This window comes from Pseudomonas sp. GQ91 (assembly GCF_059758795.1).
In genome coordinates, this window is sequence record NZ_JCAXED010000007.1 from 180374 (window position 1) to 195123 (window position 14750).

At 60.7% G+C, this 14750-nt stretch carries 14 protein-coding genes; 8 read left to right on the forward strand and 6 right to left on the reverse strand.

Going from position 1 to position 14750, the window contains the following annotated elements:
* Positions 1-118 precede the first annotated feature (118 nt).
* The 3 genes from AC6CIA_RS12800 to fdhA all read left to right on the forward strand — a co-directional run bounded on the left by AC6CIA_RS12800 (position 119) and on the right by fdhA (position 3133).
* Complete coding sequence (locus tag AC6CIA_RS12800; protein WP_498312443.1) at positions 119-751, forward strand: sarcosine oxidase subunit gamma; 633 nt, start codon at positions 119-121, stop codon at positions 749-751.
* Positions 752-954: 203 nt separating this feature from the next.
* Entirely contained in the window at positions 955-1812 is an 858-nt protein-coding gene (gene purU, locus AC6CIA_RS12805; RefSeq protein WP_339532035.1) for a formyltetrahydrofolate deformylase, read from the forward strand.
* Positions 1813-1933: 121 nt separating this feature from the next.
* Entirely contained in the window at positions 1934-3133 is a 1200-nt protein-coding gene (fdhA, locus tag AC6CIA_RS12810; protein ID WP_339532034.1) for a formaldehyde dehydrogenase, glutathione-independent, read from the forward strand.
* A gap of 59 nt (positions 3134-3192) precedes the next feature.
* Here fdhA and AC6CIA_RS12815 read toward each other — a convergent pair whose 3' ends face one another.
* Entirely contained in the window at positions 3193-3639 is a 447-nt protein-coding gene (locus AC6CIA_RS12815) for an anti-sigma factor domain-containing protein (RefSeq protein ID WP_498312446.1), read from the reverse strand.
* A gap of 314 nt (positions 3640-3953) precedes the next feature.
* Here AC6CIA_RS12815 and AC6CIA_RS12820 point away from each other — a divergent pair, with 314 nt between their 5' ends.
* The gene (locus AC6CIA_RS12820; protein WP_339532032.1) at positions 3954-4523 is read left to right on the forward strand and encodes a DUF2780 domain-containing protein; all 570 of its coding nucleotides are present in this window, start codon (positions 3954-3956) and stop codon (positions 4521-4523) included.
* Here AC6CIA_RS12820 and yihG read toward each other — a convergent pair.
* Complete coding sequence (gene yihG, locus AC6CIA_RS12825; protein ID WP_498312448.1) at positions 4520-5407, reverse strand: 1-acylglycerol-3-phosphate O-acyltransferase, YihG family; 888 nt, start codon at positions 5405-5407, stop codon at positions 4520-4522. The two genes, AC6CIA_RS12820 and yihG, sit on opposite strands and share 4 nt — an antisense overlap.
* Positions 5408-5582: 175 nt before the next feature.
* On the opposite strand from yihG, the gene rloA2 reads away from it, so the two are divergent.
* From rloA2 to creD, 4 genes are read left to right on the forward strand one after another with little or no spacing between them, the layout of a single operon-like run.
* Positions 5583-6083, forward strand: a complete 501-nt coding sequence (gene rloA2 / locus AC6CIA_RS12830; RefSeq protein ID WP_498312450.1) for a retropepsin-like aspartic peptidase RloA2 — start codon at positions 5583-5585, stop codon at positions 6081-6083.
* A 59-nt stretch (positions 6084-6142) separates the two neighbouring features.
* Positions 6143-6820, forward strand: coding sequence for a two-component system response regulator CreB (creB, locus tag AC6CIA_RS12835; RefSeq protein ID WP_498312452.1), 678 nt, complete (start codon positions 6143-6145; stop codon positions 6818-6820).
* Complete coding sequence (gene creC, locus AC6CIA_RS12840) at positions 6820-8259, forward strand: two-component system sensor histidine kinase CreC (protein WP_498312454.1); 1440 nt, start codon at positions 6820-6822, stop codon at positions 8257-8259. Before creB ends, creC begins: the two co-directional genes overlap by 1 nt.
* 52 nt (positions 8260-8311) lie before the next feature.
* Complete coding sequence (creD, locus tag AC6CIA_RS12845) at positions 8312-9685, forward strand: cell envelope integrity protein CreD (RefSeq protein WP_498312456.1); 1374 nt, start codon at positions 8312-8314, stop codon at positions 9683-9685.
* A 368-nt stretch (positions 9686-10053) separates the two neighbouring features.
* Here creD and AC6CIA_RS12850 read toward each other — a convergent pair whose 3' ends face one another.
* From AC6CIA_RS12850 to AC6CIA_RS12865, 4 genes are all read right to left on the reverse strand, one after another.
* The gene (locus tag AC6CIA_RS12850; protein ID WP_339532026.1) at positions 10054-10683 is read right to left on the reverse strand and encodes a glutathione S-transferase family protein; all 630 of its coding nucleotides are present in this window, start codon (positions 10681-10683) and stop codon (positions 10054-10056) included.
* Between the two features lie 97 nt (positions 10684-10780).
* Positions 10781-10954 (reverse strand): hypothetical protein, encoded by a 174-nt coding sequence (locus tag AC6CIA_RS12855; protein ID WP_339532025.1) that lies wholly within the window; start codon positions 10952-10954, stop codon positions 10781-10783.
* Positions 10951-12054, reverse strand: coding sequence for a PepSY-associated TM helix domain-containing protein (locus tag AC6CIA_RS12860; protein WP_498312457.1), 1104 nt, complete (start codon positions 12052-12054; stop codon positions 10951-10953). The genes AC6CIA_RS12855 and AC6CIA_RS12860 overlap by 4 nt, the downstream gene beginning before the upstream one ends.
* Positions 12055-12126: 72 nt before the next feature.
* Positions 12127-14556, reverse strand: a complete 2430-nt coding sequence (locus tag AC6CIA_RS12865; RefSeq protein ID WP_498312459.1) for a TonB-dependent siderophore receptor — start codon at positions 14554-14556, stop codon at positions 12127-12129.
* Positions 14557-14750 lie beyond the last annotated feature (194 nt).

Here is a 14750-nt window from a genome sequence, read left to right on the forward strand (position 1 = left end):
GAGTCGCCTGCATCGCAGGCAAGCCAGCTCCCACAGTTGGAATGCGTTTTCCCTGTGGGAGCGGGCTTGCTCGCGAAGGCGGCAGTAGATTCACCACAGAATTCAGAACAGGTGCTCTATGACAGCAGCCAATGTGTACCAACAACGCCCCACCACCGACGCCAAGGCCGAGTCGTCGCTGCACCATGCCGACCTCGCCAGCCTCGCGGGCAAGGGGCGCAAAAACGCCGGCGTGACCGTGCGTGAAAAGAAACTCCTCGGCCACCTGACCATTCGTGGCGACGGGCATGACGCGGCGTTTGCCGCCGGCATCCACAAAGCGCTGGGCATCGAGTTGCCGGGCGCCTTGGCGGTCATCGTCAAGGGCGAAACCAGCCTGCAATGGCTTGGCCCGGATGAGTGGCTGTTGATCGTGCCGAGCGGCGAAGAGTTTGCCGCCGAGAAAAATCTGCGTGAGGCACTGGGGGATCTGCATATCCAGATCGTCAATGTCAGCGGCGGCCAGCAGATCCTCGAACTGAGTGGCTCGAATGTGCGTGATGTGCTGATGAAGTCCACCAGCTATGACGTGCATCCGACGAATTTCCCGGTGGGCAAGGCCGTCGGCACGGTGTTCGCCAAGTCGCAACTGGTGATCCGGCATACCGCCGAAGATACCTGGGAGCTGTTGATCCGGCGCAGTTTCTCGGATTACTGGTGGTTGTGGTTGCAGGATGCATCGGCCGAGTATGGCCTGAGCGTCCAAGCCTGAGAGCCAACCCCTCACCCCAACCCTCTCCCCGAAGGGGAGAGGGGGCTGATCCCGGTCGTTCTCCAGGTTTGAGTCCGACTCGATATTGCAGGTCGCAGCATAAAGACTGAACACCTCGGTCAGTTCCCTCTCCCCTTTGGGGAGAGGGTTAGGGTGAGGGGCGATCCCCCTGACACCCACCGTATTAAAGGAGCCACCGCACCATGAGCCGCGCACCCGATACATGGATTTTGACCGCCGACTGCCCCAGCGTGCTCGGCACGGTGGACGCGGTCACTCGCTACCTGTTCGAACAGGGTTGCTACGTCACTGAGCACCACTCCTTCGATGACCGGCTCTCGGGCCGTTTTTTCATCCGGGTAGAGTTTCGCCAACCGGACGGTTTCGACGAACAGGCGTTCCGCGATGGCTTAACCAGCCGTGGCGAAGCCTTTGGCATGATCTTCGAACTTGTGGCGCCGAACTATCGGCCAAAAGTCGTGATCATGGTCTCCAAGGCCGATCACTGCCTGAACGACTTGCTCTACCGCCAGCGTATCGGTCAACTGTCGATGGATGTGGTTGCGGTGGTCTCCAATCACCCCGATCTCAAGCCTTTGGCCGACTGGCATCAGATTCCCTACTACCATTTCCCCCTCGACCCCAACGACAAACCGTCCCAGGAGCGTCAGGTATGGCAAGTGGTTGAAGACACCGGCGCCGAGCTGGTGATCCTTGCGCGTTATATGCAAGTGCTGTCGCCGGAGCTGTGCCGCAAGCTGGATGGCAAAGCGATCAATATCCACCACTCGTTGTTGCCGGGGTTCAAGGGCGCGAAGCCGTATCACCAGGCCTATAACAAGGGGGTGAAACTGGTGGGCGCCACCGCGCATTACATCAACAACGACCTGGACGAAGGTCCGATCATCGCCCAGGGCGTCGAGGTGGTGGACCATAGTCACTACCCCGAGGACCTGATTGCCAAGGGGCGGGATATCGAAGGGCTCACCTTGGCCCGCGCCGTGGGTTATCACATCGAAAAACGTGTATTTCTGAACGCTAACAGGACGGTCGTTCTTTAGTGGCAAGCTGCAAGCTTCAAGCCGCAAGAAAAAGCGGTACTGCACACTTCTCGCGGCTTGCAACTTGCCGCTTGAAGCTCATTCCACTCTCGTTCCAACAACAAATACAGAGGTGACTGACATGTCTGGTAATCGTGGTGTCGTGTATCTCGGCAATGGCCAGGTCGAAGTACAGAAAATCGACTATCCCAAAATGCAGGACCCCCGTGGCAGGAAGATTGAGCACGGCGTCATCTTGCGCGTGGTTTCCACTAACATCTGCGGCTCCGACCAGCACATGGTGCGCGGCCGTACCACCGCCCAGACCGGCCTGGTGCTGGGTCACGAAATCACCGGTGAAGTGATCGAGAAGGGCAGTGACGTCGAGAACCTGAAAATCGGTGATCTGGTGTCGGTGCCGTTCAACGTCGCGTGCGGCCGCTGCCGTTCTTGCAAGGAACAGCACACCGGCGTCTGCCTGAGCGTCAACCCGGCCCGTGCCGGTGGCGCGTACGGTTATGTCGACATGGGCGACTGGACCGGCGGCCAGGCCGAGTACGTGCTGGTGCCGTACGCTGACTTCAACCTGCTGAAGCTGCCGGACCGCGACAAGGCCATGGAAAAAATCCGCGACCTGACCTGCCTCTCCGACATTCTGCCGACCGGTTATCACGGTGCGGTGACGGCGGGCGTCGGGCCGGGCAGCACCGTCTACATCGCCGGTGCCGGTCCGGTCGGCCTGGCGGCCGCCGCTTCCGCACGCCTGCTGGGCGCGGCGGTGGTGATCGTCGGCGACGTCAACTCGATCCGCCTGGCCCACGCCAAGGCGCAAGGCTTTGAAGTGGTCGACCTGTCCACCGACACGCCCCTGCACGAACAAATCGCGGCCCTGCTGGGCGAGCCTGAAGTCGACTGTGCCGTCGACTGCGTGGGCTTCGAAGCGCGCGGCCACGGCCACGACGGCGTCAAGGCCGAAGCGCCGGCCACCGTGCTCAACTCGCTGATGGGCGTGGTGCGCGTGGCGGGCAAGATCGGTATTCCCGGCCTGTACGTTACCGAAGATCCAGGTGCTGTGGACGCCGCCGCGAAAATGGGCAGCCTGAGCATCCGCTTCGGCCTCGGCTGGGCCAAGTCCCACAGCTTCCACACCGGCCAGACGCCGGTGATGAAGTACAACCGCCAGCTGATGCAGGCGATCATGTGGGACCGCATCAACATCGCCGAAATCGTCGGAGTACAGGTCATCAGCCTGGACGATGCCCCGCGTGGCTACGGCGAGTTCGATGCTGGCGTACCGAAGAAATTCGTGATCGACCCGCACAAACTGTTCAGCGCTGCCTGAATCTCGGGCAAATGAAAGGGCGACCCTCGGGTCGCCCTTTTTTGTGCGGTGTCAGGCGTTCAGCGAGCGGCCAGCGCGCCTTGATAGACCGTCGGGCCCGTCGGTTGTTTGCTCAGCGAGCCACCCTTGCTTTCCGAGCTGACCATCAGTTCCACCGGCTTGCTGATGGTTTCCTGCTGGCGGGGGTTGAGGCCGATGATGCCTTTGCCGTCTTCCGGCAACAGGCCCAGGGAGACCGGTGTGCCGCCGGCGGGAAGGGCCCACAGTTCGAGGCTGCGGTCCGGTTCCGGCGCGGTGGACGCAATCGGTTCAACCTCCAGGTAATCCTTGTGGGCCATGATTTGCGCGGCGGGCTGCTGAGTGGTGGTTACCAGGGTTGCCGCGGACTTGACGCCGTCCTGGGTGTAGAGCGCGCCACCGATACCGGCGATCACCACGGCGCAAACGCCAACGAACAAGCGTGGACGGGTCCAGAAGCTGGGTTTGTGGTCAATCACGTGTGTCATAAGGCTTTTCCTGACAGTGGTTGAGTGCAATGCGCAGCGGCCAGTAATGGCTCTTTGCTTTAACTGCTAGGGGCATTCTCAGTAGTGAAATTGACCCTGAGAACAGCGCCAGGTTCCGGAGTTGGCGCAATGATTACGGGGGCGGGTGATGTCAAATCGCCTTGCCTGGAGCCGTTTTCGTTGAAAGAGCAGTGTTCCTGAACAAATCTGCAGGTGCCTTCAGCCACGGAACAATCCCCGCAAGGTCCCGGTCAAATGCGTGCTTCTGCCTACCCGCATGTGGGGTGTGGCTCCTGAATTCAGAGGTTGTCTCGATGAAAATTTCACGCGGTTTGGCCCTTTCCTGCCTGATGAGCCTGGCAGCCGGTCCGGTGCTGGCAGCCGGTTTCAGTCTGGGTGACGCGGCCAATGCGATCTCCGGCATGCAGGGCGGCAACAAGGCCGCCGCCGCGGCCCCCACGTCCGAAACCGCTGGTTTGCTCAGCGCGTTGACCTCGCAGTTGAATATCACGCCCGAGCAAGCTGTCGGCGGGACCGGCGCGATGCTGGGGTTGGCCAAGAATCAGTTGGGCGCTGGTGATTATTCGCAACTGAGCAAAAGCGTGCCTGGCCTGGACAAGCTGTCTGGCGGCAACTCGTTGGACAGCCTCGGGGCGCTGAGTGGCATGCTCGGCCAGAATGGCGGCAGCAAGACCTCGGGTCTCGACGGTCTGTTGGGCAACGTGAAGACCACCAGCGACCTGAACACTGCGTTCAGCGCGCTGGGCATGGACAGTGGCATGATCGGTCAGTTTGCCCCGGTGATCCTGCAGTACCTGGGCGGACAGGGTGCCGACAGTTCCCTGCTCGGCAAACTGGCCCAGGCCTGGGGTACCGGCAGCTAAGGGCGCCCCGCGCGCAGCGCGTCGATGCGCGCATCCTTCTCCATCCAGAGCTGGTTGACCCAGTTCTGGACGGTCTGGCGAAACGCCGGATCGTTCTCGTAATCCCCCTGCCACAATGCCGGGTCCAGCTCGCGGGTGCGGATATCCACGATCACGCGGGGCACCGCGCCGCTGATCAGGTCCCAGAAACCCGGAATCCTGTCCTGTGGATACACCACGGTGACGTCGAGGATTGCATCCAACTGTTCGCCCATCGCCGCCAGGACGAATGCTACGCCGCCGGCCTTGGGCTTGAGCAGGCGAGTGAACGGCGAATTCTGCTGTGCGTGCTTGGCGTCGCTAAAACGCGTGCCTTCCAGGTAATTGACCACGGTGACTGGCTGGCGCTTGAACAGCTCGCAGGCTTGTTGGGTGATTTTCAGGTCCTGGCCCGCCAGCTGCGGATTTTTCGCCAGGAACGCCTTGGTGTAGCGCTTCATGAACGGGTAATCCAGGGCCCACCAGGCCAACCCCAGGAACGGCACCCAGATCAGCTCCTTTTTCAGGAAGAACTTGAAGAACGGCGTGCGCCGGTTGAGGGTCTGGATCAGCGCCGGGATGTCGACCCAGGACTGATGGTTGCTGATCACCAGGTACGAAGTATCGCGGCGCAGGTCTTCGCCACCGCGGATATCCCACGCGGTGGGGATGCACAGGGCGAAGATCAGCTTGTCGATTTCGGCCCAGGTTTCGGCGATCCACATCACTGCTCCCGAGGCTTGGTCGCGGTAGCGACCGGGCGCCACCAGCTTGAGCAGGGCGAACACCAGCAAAGGGCCGATCAGGATCAGCGTGTTGAGTAACAGCAGCAGTGTGACGAAACAGCCGGTGAGCAGGCGGCGCATAAGCAACTCTTGAAAACGATTGGGCGGGCCATGATAAGCAGCTTCAGTCTAGAGACCAAATCGCAAATCGCCTGACGAATGTTTCACTTTGTATTGCGTATGCTGGGCAACGATCCAACTTTGGGCTGTGTTTGCAGTCTAGTATTCGCCTACTTACCTCAAGGAAACCTGCCACGTGAAATCCCTCCTTGCCCTGTTATCCCTCGTCGCCCTGCCGATCATGGCCGCCGAGCCGACCCTTTACGGGCGCTACGAATACATTCAGTTGCCGGAATTCGGTGAAACCTTCAAGGCCAAGATGGACACCGGCGCCTTGACCGCTTCGCTGTCGGCCCGCGACATTGAGACCTTCACTCGCGACGGCGAGGACTGGGTGCGTTTCCGCCTCGGTGACAAGGCCGAGAGCAACAAAGTGTATGAGCACAAGGTGGCGCGCATCAGCAAGATCAAGAACCGCGCCGACGAAGACGATGACAAGGATGAGGCCAGCGTGGCCAAGCGCCCAGTGGTGGAACTGCAGATGTGCCTGGGCAACGTCAAGCGCACGGTGGAGGTCAACCTCACCGACCGCAGCAGCTTCAACTACCCGCTGTTGATCGGCGCCAAGGCGTTGCGTGAATTCGATGCTGCCGTGAACCCGGCCCGTCGTTACACAGCCGACAAGCCCGACTGCTGATTGACGCGCAATGAGGCATGGGGCACCGTTCACCTTTGCTTTCCCTGTGCTCGGATGCCATGCCTCATATCCTGATTGTCGAAGACGAAGCGGCAATAGCCGATACGCTGATATTTGCCCTGCAGGGTGAAGGCTTCACCACCACCTGGCTGACCCTTGGCCAGGTCGCGCTGGAGCACCAGCGCCAGACACCCGCCGACCTGATCATCCTCGACATCGGCTTGCCGGATATCAGCGGTTTTGAAACCTGCAAGCAACTGCGCCGCTTCACCGAAGTGCCGGTGATGTTCCTCAGTGCCCGGGACGCGGAAATCGATCGCGTGGTGGGCCTGGAGATCGGTGCCGACGACTATGTGGTCAAACCCTTCAGCCCACGGGAAGTGGCGGCGCGGGTCAAGGCGATCCTCAAACGTGTGGCGCCCGCTGCGAGCCCCGCCAGCGGCGGCGTGTTCCTGGTGGACCCCGAGCGGGTCCAGATTCAGTACCGCGGCCAGCCCCTGAACCTCACCCGTCATGAATTTCGCTTGCTCAACTGCCTGTTGGAGCAGCCCGAACGGGTGTTCAGTCGCGAGCAGCTGCTGGACGCGGTGGGCGTGCCCGCCGATGCCGGTTACGAGCGCAATATCGATAGTCACATCAAAAGCCTGCGCAGCAAGTTGCGCGCAGTCGCCCTGGATGCCGAGCCGATCCAGACTCACCGTGGCCTGGGTTACAGCTACAGCCCGAGTCACGCCTGATGCGTCTGGGACTGCGGATTTTCCTGGTGTACGCGCTGTTTATCGGTCTGACCGGCTATTTTGTGCTCAGCACGGTGATGAAGGAAATTCGCCCCGGCGTGCGTCAGTCCACCGAAGAAACCCTGGTGGACACCGCCAACCTGCTGGCGGAAGTCCTGCGCGATGACGTCAAGAACGGCACCCTCGGACAAAGCCATTGGCCGAGCGTGCTCAAGTCCTACGGCGACCGGCGGCCGGGCGCGACCATTTGGGGCCTGGCGAAAAATCAGGTCAACCACCGTATCTATGTCACCGACGCCAAGGGCATCGTGCTGCTCGATTCCAGCGCTGAAGCGCTGGGCCAGGATTATTCGAAATGGAATGATGTCTACCTGACCCTGCGCGGTGAGTATGGGGCGCGTTCGACCCGCAGCAATGCCGCAGATCCCGCTTCATCCGTGATGCACGTGGGGGCGCCGATCCGCGATAACGGGCAGATTATCGGGGTGGTCACGGTGGCCAAGCCCAACAGTTCGCTGCAACCGTATGTCGATCGCACCGAACGCCGCTTGCTGTGGTACGGCGCCGGGCTGGTGGCGCTGGGGTTGCTGCTGGGGGCGGTGTTGTCGTGGTGGCTGAGTGTCGCGCTGCGGCGCCTGACCAGCTATGCACAGGCGGTCAGTGAAGGGCGGCGTGCCGAGTTGCCGCATTACCGCGGCGGCGAGCTTGAACAACTGTCCACGGCTGTGGAACACATGCGCACGCAACTGGAGGGTAAGGCTTACGTCGAACGTTATGTGCATACCCTGACCCACGAACTGAAAAGCCCGCTGGCGGCGATTCGCGGCGCGGCGGAGCTGCTGCAAGGGCAGATGACCCCGACCCAGCAGCAGCGGTTTGTCGGCAATATCGCCAGTGAAAGTGCGCGTTTGCAGCAGTTGATCGAGCGTCTGTTGAATCTGGCCCAGGTCGAGCAACGCCAGGGCCTGGAACAGCAAGCCCCGGTGCCGTTGGTGGCTTTGGTGGATGAGGTGCTCAAGGCCCAGTGTGCGCGGATCGAGCAGGCCGGCTTGCACATCGAGCGCTTGATCGATGCCGATGTGAAGTTGTTCGGTGAACCCTTCCTGCTGCGCCAGGCCCTGGGTAATCTGCTGGAAAACGCTTTGGACTTCACCCCGCCCGGCGGCACCTTGCGCTTCAGCGCCGCGGTACAACGCAACGCGGTGCAGGTCAGCCTGTTCAATCAGGCCGAAGCGATTCCCGAGTATGCCTTGCCGCGCTTGACCGAGCGTTTCTATTCCTTGCCGCGTCCGGCCAATGGCCGCAAGAGCACCGGGCTGGGCCTGAACTTTGTCGAAGAAGTCATGAAGTTGCATGGCGGCTCGTTGCAGATTGGCAATGTGCCCGGTGGCGTGCAGGTGGTACTGCATCTCCACACAGTCTCCACATTGCCCTCATAAACCACCCACAGTCGGCCCTCAGACTCTTCCTCATCAAAACAGGGAGAGACCCATGAACCGCAGCCTGCTATTCAAACTGGGCGCGATTGCGCTGCTGATCCTGCTATTGCTGATTCCGTTGTTGATGATCGACGGCATCATCGATGAACGCCAGCAACTGCGTGACGGTGTATTGATGGACATTGCCCGCAGCTCCAGCTACAGCCAGCAGGTGAGCGGGCCGGTGATGGTCGTGCCGTATCGCAAGACCGTGCGTGAGTGGAAACTCAACGAAAAACTCAACAAGCGCTATGAGCAAACCCGCGAGGTGCACGGTCGACTGTATTTCCTGCCGGAGCTTTTCGAACTCGACGGCCAGGTGCAAACCGAACTGCGGGCACGGGGGATTTATCAGGCGCGGCTGTTCCATGCGGATAACCGCATCAGCGGGCGCTTTGTGTTGCCGGAGCAGTTGGGTATCAAGGACAACTTTGCCGACTACCAGTTTGACCCGGCATTTCTGGCGGTGGGTATCAGCGATATTCGCGGCATCGAAAATGCCCTGACACTAGAGCTGGGCAGCCAGCGCCTGGCGTTTTCGCCGGGGACTCAAGTGGCGTGGTTGGGCGAGGGCGTGAGTGTGCTGTTGCCGGCCCTCGACAGCAAAAAACCGGTGCCGCTGGACTTCGCCTTCGACCTGCGCCTGCAAGGTACCGAGCAGTTGCAGGTGCTGCCCGTGGGCAAGACCAGTCAGGTCAAGCTGACGTCCAACTGGCCGCATCCCAGTTTTATCGGCAACTTCCTGCCGGTCCAGCGTGAAATCACTGATCAAGGCTTTAGCGCGAACTGGCAAACCTCGTTTTTCTCCACCAACCTGGAAGAGGCCTTGCGCGGTTGCCTGTCGGAACGCGGCTGTGAAGACTTCAATGGCCGCAGTTTTGGCGTGAACTTTATCGACCCGGTGGACCAGTACCTCAAGAGCGATCGGGCGATCAAATATGCGCTGCTGTTTATCACCCTGACATTTGCCGGATTTTTCCTCTTCGAGGTGCTCAAGAGCCTCGCGGTACACCCGATCCAGTACGCGTTGGTCGGGGTGGCCCTGGCGTTTTTCTACCTGCTGCTGTTGTCATTGTCCGAACACATCGGCTTCGCCCTGGCGTACCTGATATCGGCCAGCGCCTGCGTGTTGTTGATTGGCTTTTATGTCTGCCACGTGCTGCGCAGCGTCGTCCATGGCGTGGGGTTCTCGGCGGGCCTGGCGGCGTTGTATGGCCTGCTGTACGGGTTGTTGAGCGCCGAGGACTACGCGCTGCTGATGGGCTCGCTGCTGTTGTTCGGCCTGTTGGGTACGGTGATGGTGCTGACGCGCAAACTCGACTGGTACGGCGTGGGCAAACGCAAGACCGCCGCACCGCTGGAGTTTGACCTGGAGGCGGCGCAATGATCGGGCTGCGCGAGGATCGGCGGATGGCAGTGCGATTGATCAGCAGAATCAACGCGCTGTTTCCGGTGGGGCGGCCTGTGGAAGAAGGTTTTCCCTGCGGCAAGGGTGCTTATCCTGTGGCGAGGGGGCTTGTCCCCCGTTGGGCTGCGCAGCAGCCCCAAAACCTGCCACTGAGGAATGCCTGATACACCGCATGCTGCTTGAGTGCTTGGGGCTGCTGCGCAGCCCAACGGGGGACAAGCCCCCTCGCCACAGGACAAGCCTCGCCACAGGACAAGCTCCGCGACAGGACAAGCACTCCTCAGCACAGGGCAAGCCTTTTCACAGGGAAAGTCTCATTCCCCAACAGAAGCATCTTGTCCCATGAATCAGGCGGGGGGTTGGGTTGCCTGCATCGAAGGGCGTTGACTGACCTCTGCATACCATGCCGCGAGCTTGGGGTTGGCCGAGCGCCATGGCAGGTCCGGGTGACGGAAGTCCAGGTAACCCAAGGCGCAGGCGACGCTGATGGCGGCGACGTCGAAATGGCTGGTCAGTTCGGCAATGGCGTGCGCTTCAAATTCGGCGACGGCGCGCTGAATCTTGTTGCGCTGCTCTTGCAGCCAGCTGTCCCAGTGTTTTTCGGGCGGGCGCAGGGCGGTTTCATAGCGGATCAGCACGGCTGCGTCCATGATCCCGTCAGCCATCGACGCCAATGTCAGGCGCCGCCAGCGGGCCGAGCCGTCACGTGGGATCAACGGGTTGCCGACATGTTGATGGTCGAAGTAATCGAGGATCACCCGACTGTCGTGCAGTACAGTGCCATCGGCCAGGCGCAAGGCCGGAATCTTGCCCACCGGGTTGTTCTCGTTCAGCGCGGCAACCGGGTTGACCGGAGTGAGCAATACGGTCTGCAGGGTCACGCGGTCTTGCTGGCCGGTCTCGTGCAGCAGCACCAGAACTTTGCGCACAAACGGTGAAGCGGGATTGTGGAACAACGTCATGCTGGGCACGGACATGGGCAATTCAATCCTCTGTAGGCGCGAGCGTGCTCGCGAAGAATGCCAACGATAACGCAGCGTGCCCGGTTTAATGCGGGGGTTCTCAGGTTTTTTCCTATTTGCGAAATGCCCATATTCCGATAACAGCCGGTACGCCCAACCCGATCCAGCTCAATGAGTCCCACCACCCATCCCCCAGCAGCGCGGCGAACAGCCCCGCTGTACTCAGCACACCGATCACCAGCGGAATCCCGAACACCTTCCAGAAACTCGACTGCCGGGGCTTCATGGCTGCCCCGCCTTGCGCCGCACCCGCCACAGGTACACGCCGCTGCCCAGCACGATAATGGTCAACACATCGAGTACCGCCCAGAGGATTTTCATCGGCATGCCGCCGTAGTCGCCAAAGTGCAGGGGCTGAGACATGCCCATGGCATCCAAGTACCACGGCCGTTCGCCGACGGCGGTCACTTGCAGGTTGCTGGCGTCGATCAGCACCGGCGTCAGTAGATGTGAGGTCAGGTGGGTACTGCCCTTCATGAAGACGGCGTAATGATGCTCGCTGGAAAACCGTGTGCCGGGGAAGGCGATAAAGTCCGGTGTCATGCCCGGCGCCGCCAGCTCGGCAATTGTCAGCAGGTTCGTGGCAGGGGCGCGCAAGGTCAGCGGCGGGGCGTTTTTGTACGGCTCGACCATCGCGCTCAGGCTGTCACTGCGCCAGGCGGCGATGATCAGGTCGGCACAGGCGCTGATCACCCCCGTGACACCCACCACCAGCGCCCAGGTCAAGGTGACCACGCCGATCAGGTTGTGCAGGTCGAGCCAGCGCAGGCGCGTGGATTTGTCCTGGCGCACGGTGGCGAACTTCAAGCGGCGCATGAACGGCAGGTACAACACCGTGCCGGAGATAATCGCCAGCACAAACAGCAATCCCATGAACGCCAGCAGCAACTTGCCCGGCAGGCCGGCGAACATGTCCACATGCAGGCGCAGCAGGAACATTGTCAACCCGCCATTGGCCGACGGCATCTCCACACTTTCCCCGGTACGGGCGTCGAGCATGAAGGTATGGGACGCATTGGGTTCGGTCCCCGCGGTGGCGGCCATGATCGCGATTACGCCGTTCTTGTCATCCTCATCCCAGGCCAGGTACTGCATGGCTTCGCCGGGGCGATGGGCCTGCGCGGCGGTGACCAGTTGTTCGAGATTGAGTCGCGGTGTATCGGCCGCCATCTGCTTGAGTTCGGGCTCATTGCCCAGCAGATGATCGATCTCGTGGTGAAAGATCAACGGCAGGCCGGTGAGGGCCAGCATCAGCAGGAACAGGGTGCAGACGAGGCTGGTCCAGGTGTGGATGAAGGACCAGCGGCGGATGGTTTTGCTTTTCATTTCATTGCCTTCAGACAAGCCAAAGCCGTCCTCATGGGACGGCCCGGTTGTGGAGCCGGTTAGCTCAGCGCATTACCACTGGTAAGTGGCGCTGGCGACGACGCTGCGTTGATCGCCGTAGTAGCAATAGAAGCCATCGCAGGTCGAAATGTAGTCCTTGTCGAACAGGTTGGTGGCGTTGAGTTTTACCGATGCACCCTTGAGGGTGTTGTCCAGGCGTCCGAGGTCATAGTGCACGGCAGCATCAAAGACGGTGTAGGCATCGGCCTTGCCCAGCCAAGTGTTGCCTTGGTCGCCATAAGTATTACCGGTGTAACGGGCACCAAAACCGATGCCGAAGCCATCCAATACGCCGGTGTGCCAGGTGTAGTCGGTCCACAGGCTTGCTTTCTGGTTCGGCATCAGTTGCAAGCGGTTGCCTTTGTAGTCACCTTTTTGCACCTCGGACTTGGCCAAGGTATAGGCCGCGATAACTTTCAGGTTTTCGGTCACGTCAGACACCGCCTCCAGTTCCAGGCCTTTGACCTTGACTTCGCCAGTCTGATTGGTGACCGGGATGCTGCCCGCGATGGTGGTCGTTACCAGTACATTTTTCTGGGTCAGGTCGTAGACGGCAGCGCTCAGCAAAGTGTTTGAGCCGGGCGGCTGATACTTGATCCCCAGCTCCCATTGCTTGCCTTCGGTAGGTTTGTAGGATTCGGTAGGCGAAGCGTTGGCGTTGCTCGCGGGCTGGAACGATTCGGCGTAAGAGATATACGGTACGAAGCCCGAATCGAACACGTAACTCAGCGCCGCGTTGCCACTGAAGTTCTTGTTGCGGTCGGTATTGGTCGCGTCGTTCCGGTTGAAGTAGGTGGTGCCTTGGTGCACCCAGTCTTCACGACCACCCAAGGTCAAACGCCATTTGTCCAGCGCCATCTGGTCTTGGACGTAAAGGCCGGTCTGCAGCGTTTTCTGGTTGTAGTCGTAGAATGCCGTTGAGCGGTCCGGACGCACAATCGGCTGGCCGTAGATGGGGTTGTTGATGTTGGTTGTCAGTCCGTCACCGAAAATCGAGGTGTAAGTGGTATTGGTGCGTTGATGATCCAGGCCGAGCAGCAGGGTGTGGGTGATATCGCCAGTGGCGAAGTCAGCCTGGAAGTTGTTGTCGACAGCGAACTGACCGATGTCCTCGTCCGCATTGGTCGAGGTACGGCCAACGTTGCCGTCGGCGTCTACCGTGGTGAACGGATACGCGCCCACGGTCAGTTGCTGGAAGGACAGTTCTGATTTGGTATAGCGCAAGTTCTGGCGGAACTGCCAGACATCGTTGAAGCGATGTTCGAAGGCGTAGCCCAGCGCGTAGTAGGTGCGGTCGTAAAACTCGTAGTCCGGATCGCCGAGGTTCTTGTGGTGTGAAATCTTGCCCTGGGAGGAGCGGATCTTGGTGCCTTGTATCGGCAGGAACTGGCTGGTGGCGCCAGTATCGTCGCGGGTGAACTGCGACAGCAGTGTCAGCTTGGTGTCGGTATTGATGTTCCAGGTCAGGCTGGGGGCGATGTTGTAGCGTTTGTTGTCGATATGATCAACTTGGGTTCCCGCATCGCGCACGACTCCGCTGACGCCGTAGAGGAACTCGCCTTCCTCATCGATCTTGCCGGTGCTGGCAAAGTTGATCTGGCGATAGTTGTCACTGCCGTATTGAACCTGGATGGCATGGCTCGATTCAGCGCTTGGGCGCCGGCTGACCATATCCAGCAAACCGCCCGGTGGGGTCTGGCCATAGACAGAGGAGGCCGGGCCGCGCAGCAGCGCGATGCGATCGAGGTTCCAGGTTTCCGCTTTCGGGTTGGCATACACGCCCCTTGGCAGTGGCAGTCCGTCGAGAAACTGGGTGGGTTCGAAGCCGCGTACACGCATCCAGTCGTAGCGGGTGTCACTGCCGTAGCTGGCGGAAACAATACCGGGCATGTAGCGCACGGCGTCATCAAGATTCTGGACGTTGCGGTCCTGCATCTGCTGGCGGGTAGCGACCGAGATTGAACGGGGTGCTTCTACCAGCGCGGTATCAGTCTTGCTCCCCGCCGCCGTCCGCGTTGCGACATAACCCTCCACCGGTCCCCATGCACTTTCATAGTTGCCTTGGCCAATGATGCTGGTTTCCGGCAAGGCCACCACGCCCTCAGGAATCGCCGCCAGGCTGAACGTGCCGGCGCTGCTTTGTTCCAGTTGCAAACCCGTACCGCGCAAGGCTTCACGCAAGGCGCCCGGTGCGTCGAACTGACCCTGGACCGGCGTCGAGGTCTTGCCTGCCGCCAGTGCCGGATCTAGCGTCAGCGCCAGGCCGGCCTGGCTCGCGATCTGGTTCAGGGTGCTGGCCAAAGGCGCGGCGGGCAGGTTGTAGGCGCGCACGCTGGAGGCTTGTTCGGCGGCGATCAACTGGGTGCTGGCCAGCGGGGCACTGAGGGCAATGGCCACGGCTAACAGACTGGGACGCAACAAGGTATCGAGCGTGCGGGACATGGAATGGCTCCTGAATGGAAATATTTCTCAATTGCCTGTGTGCCGCACGAGAATCAAAAAGTGATAGGGCTGGATGAAAATATTTGCCTGCCTGGGCATTTGGGGTGGTTTTAGGGCCTCATCGCGAGCAAGCCCGCTCCCACATTGGGCCGCGTTCAGTCAGGTACTACGCGGTCGAATGTGGGAGCGGCGGT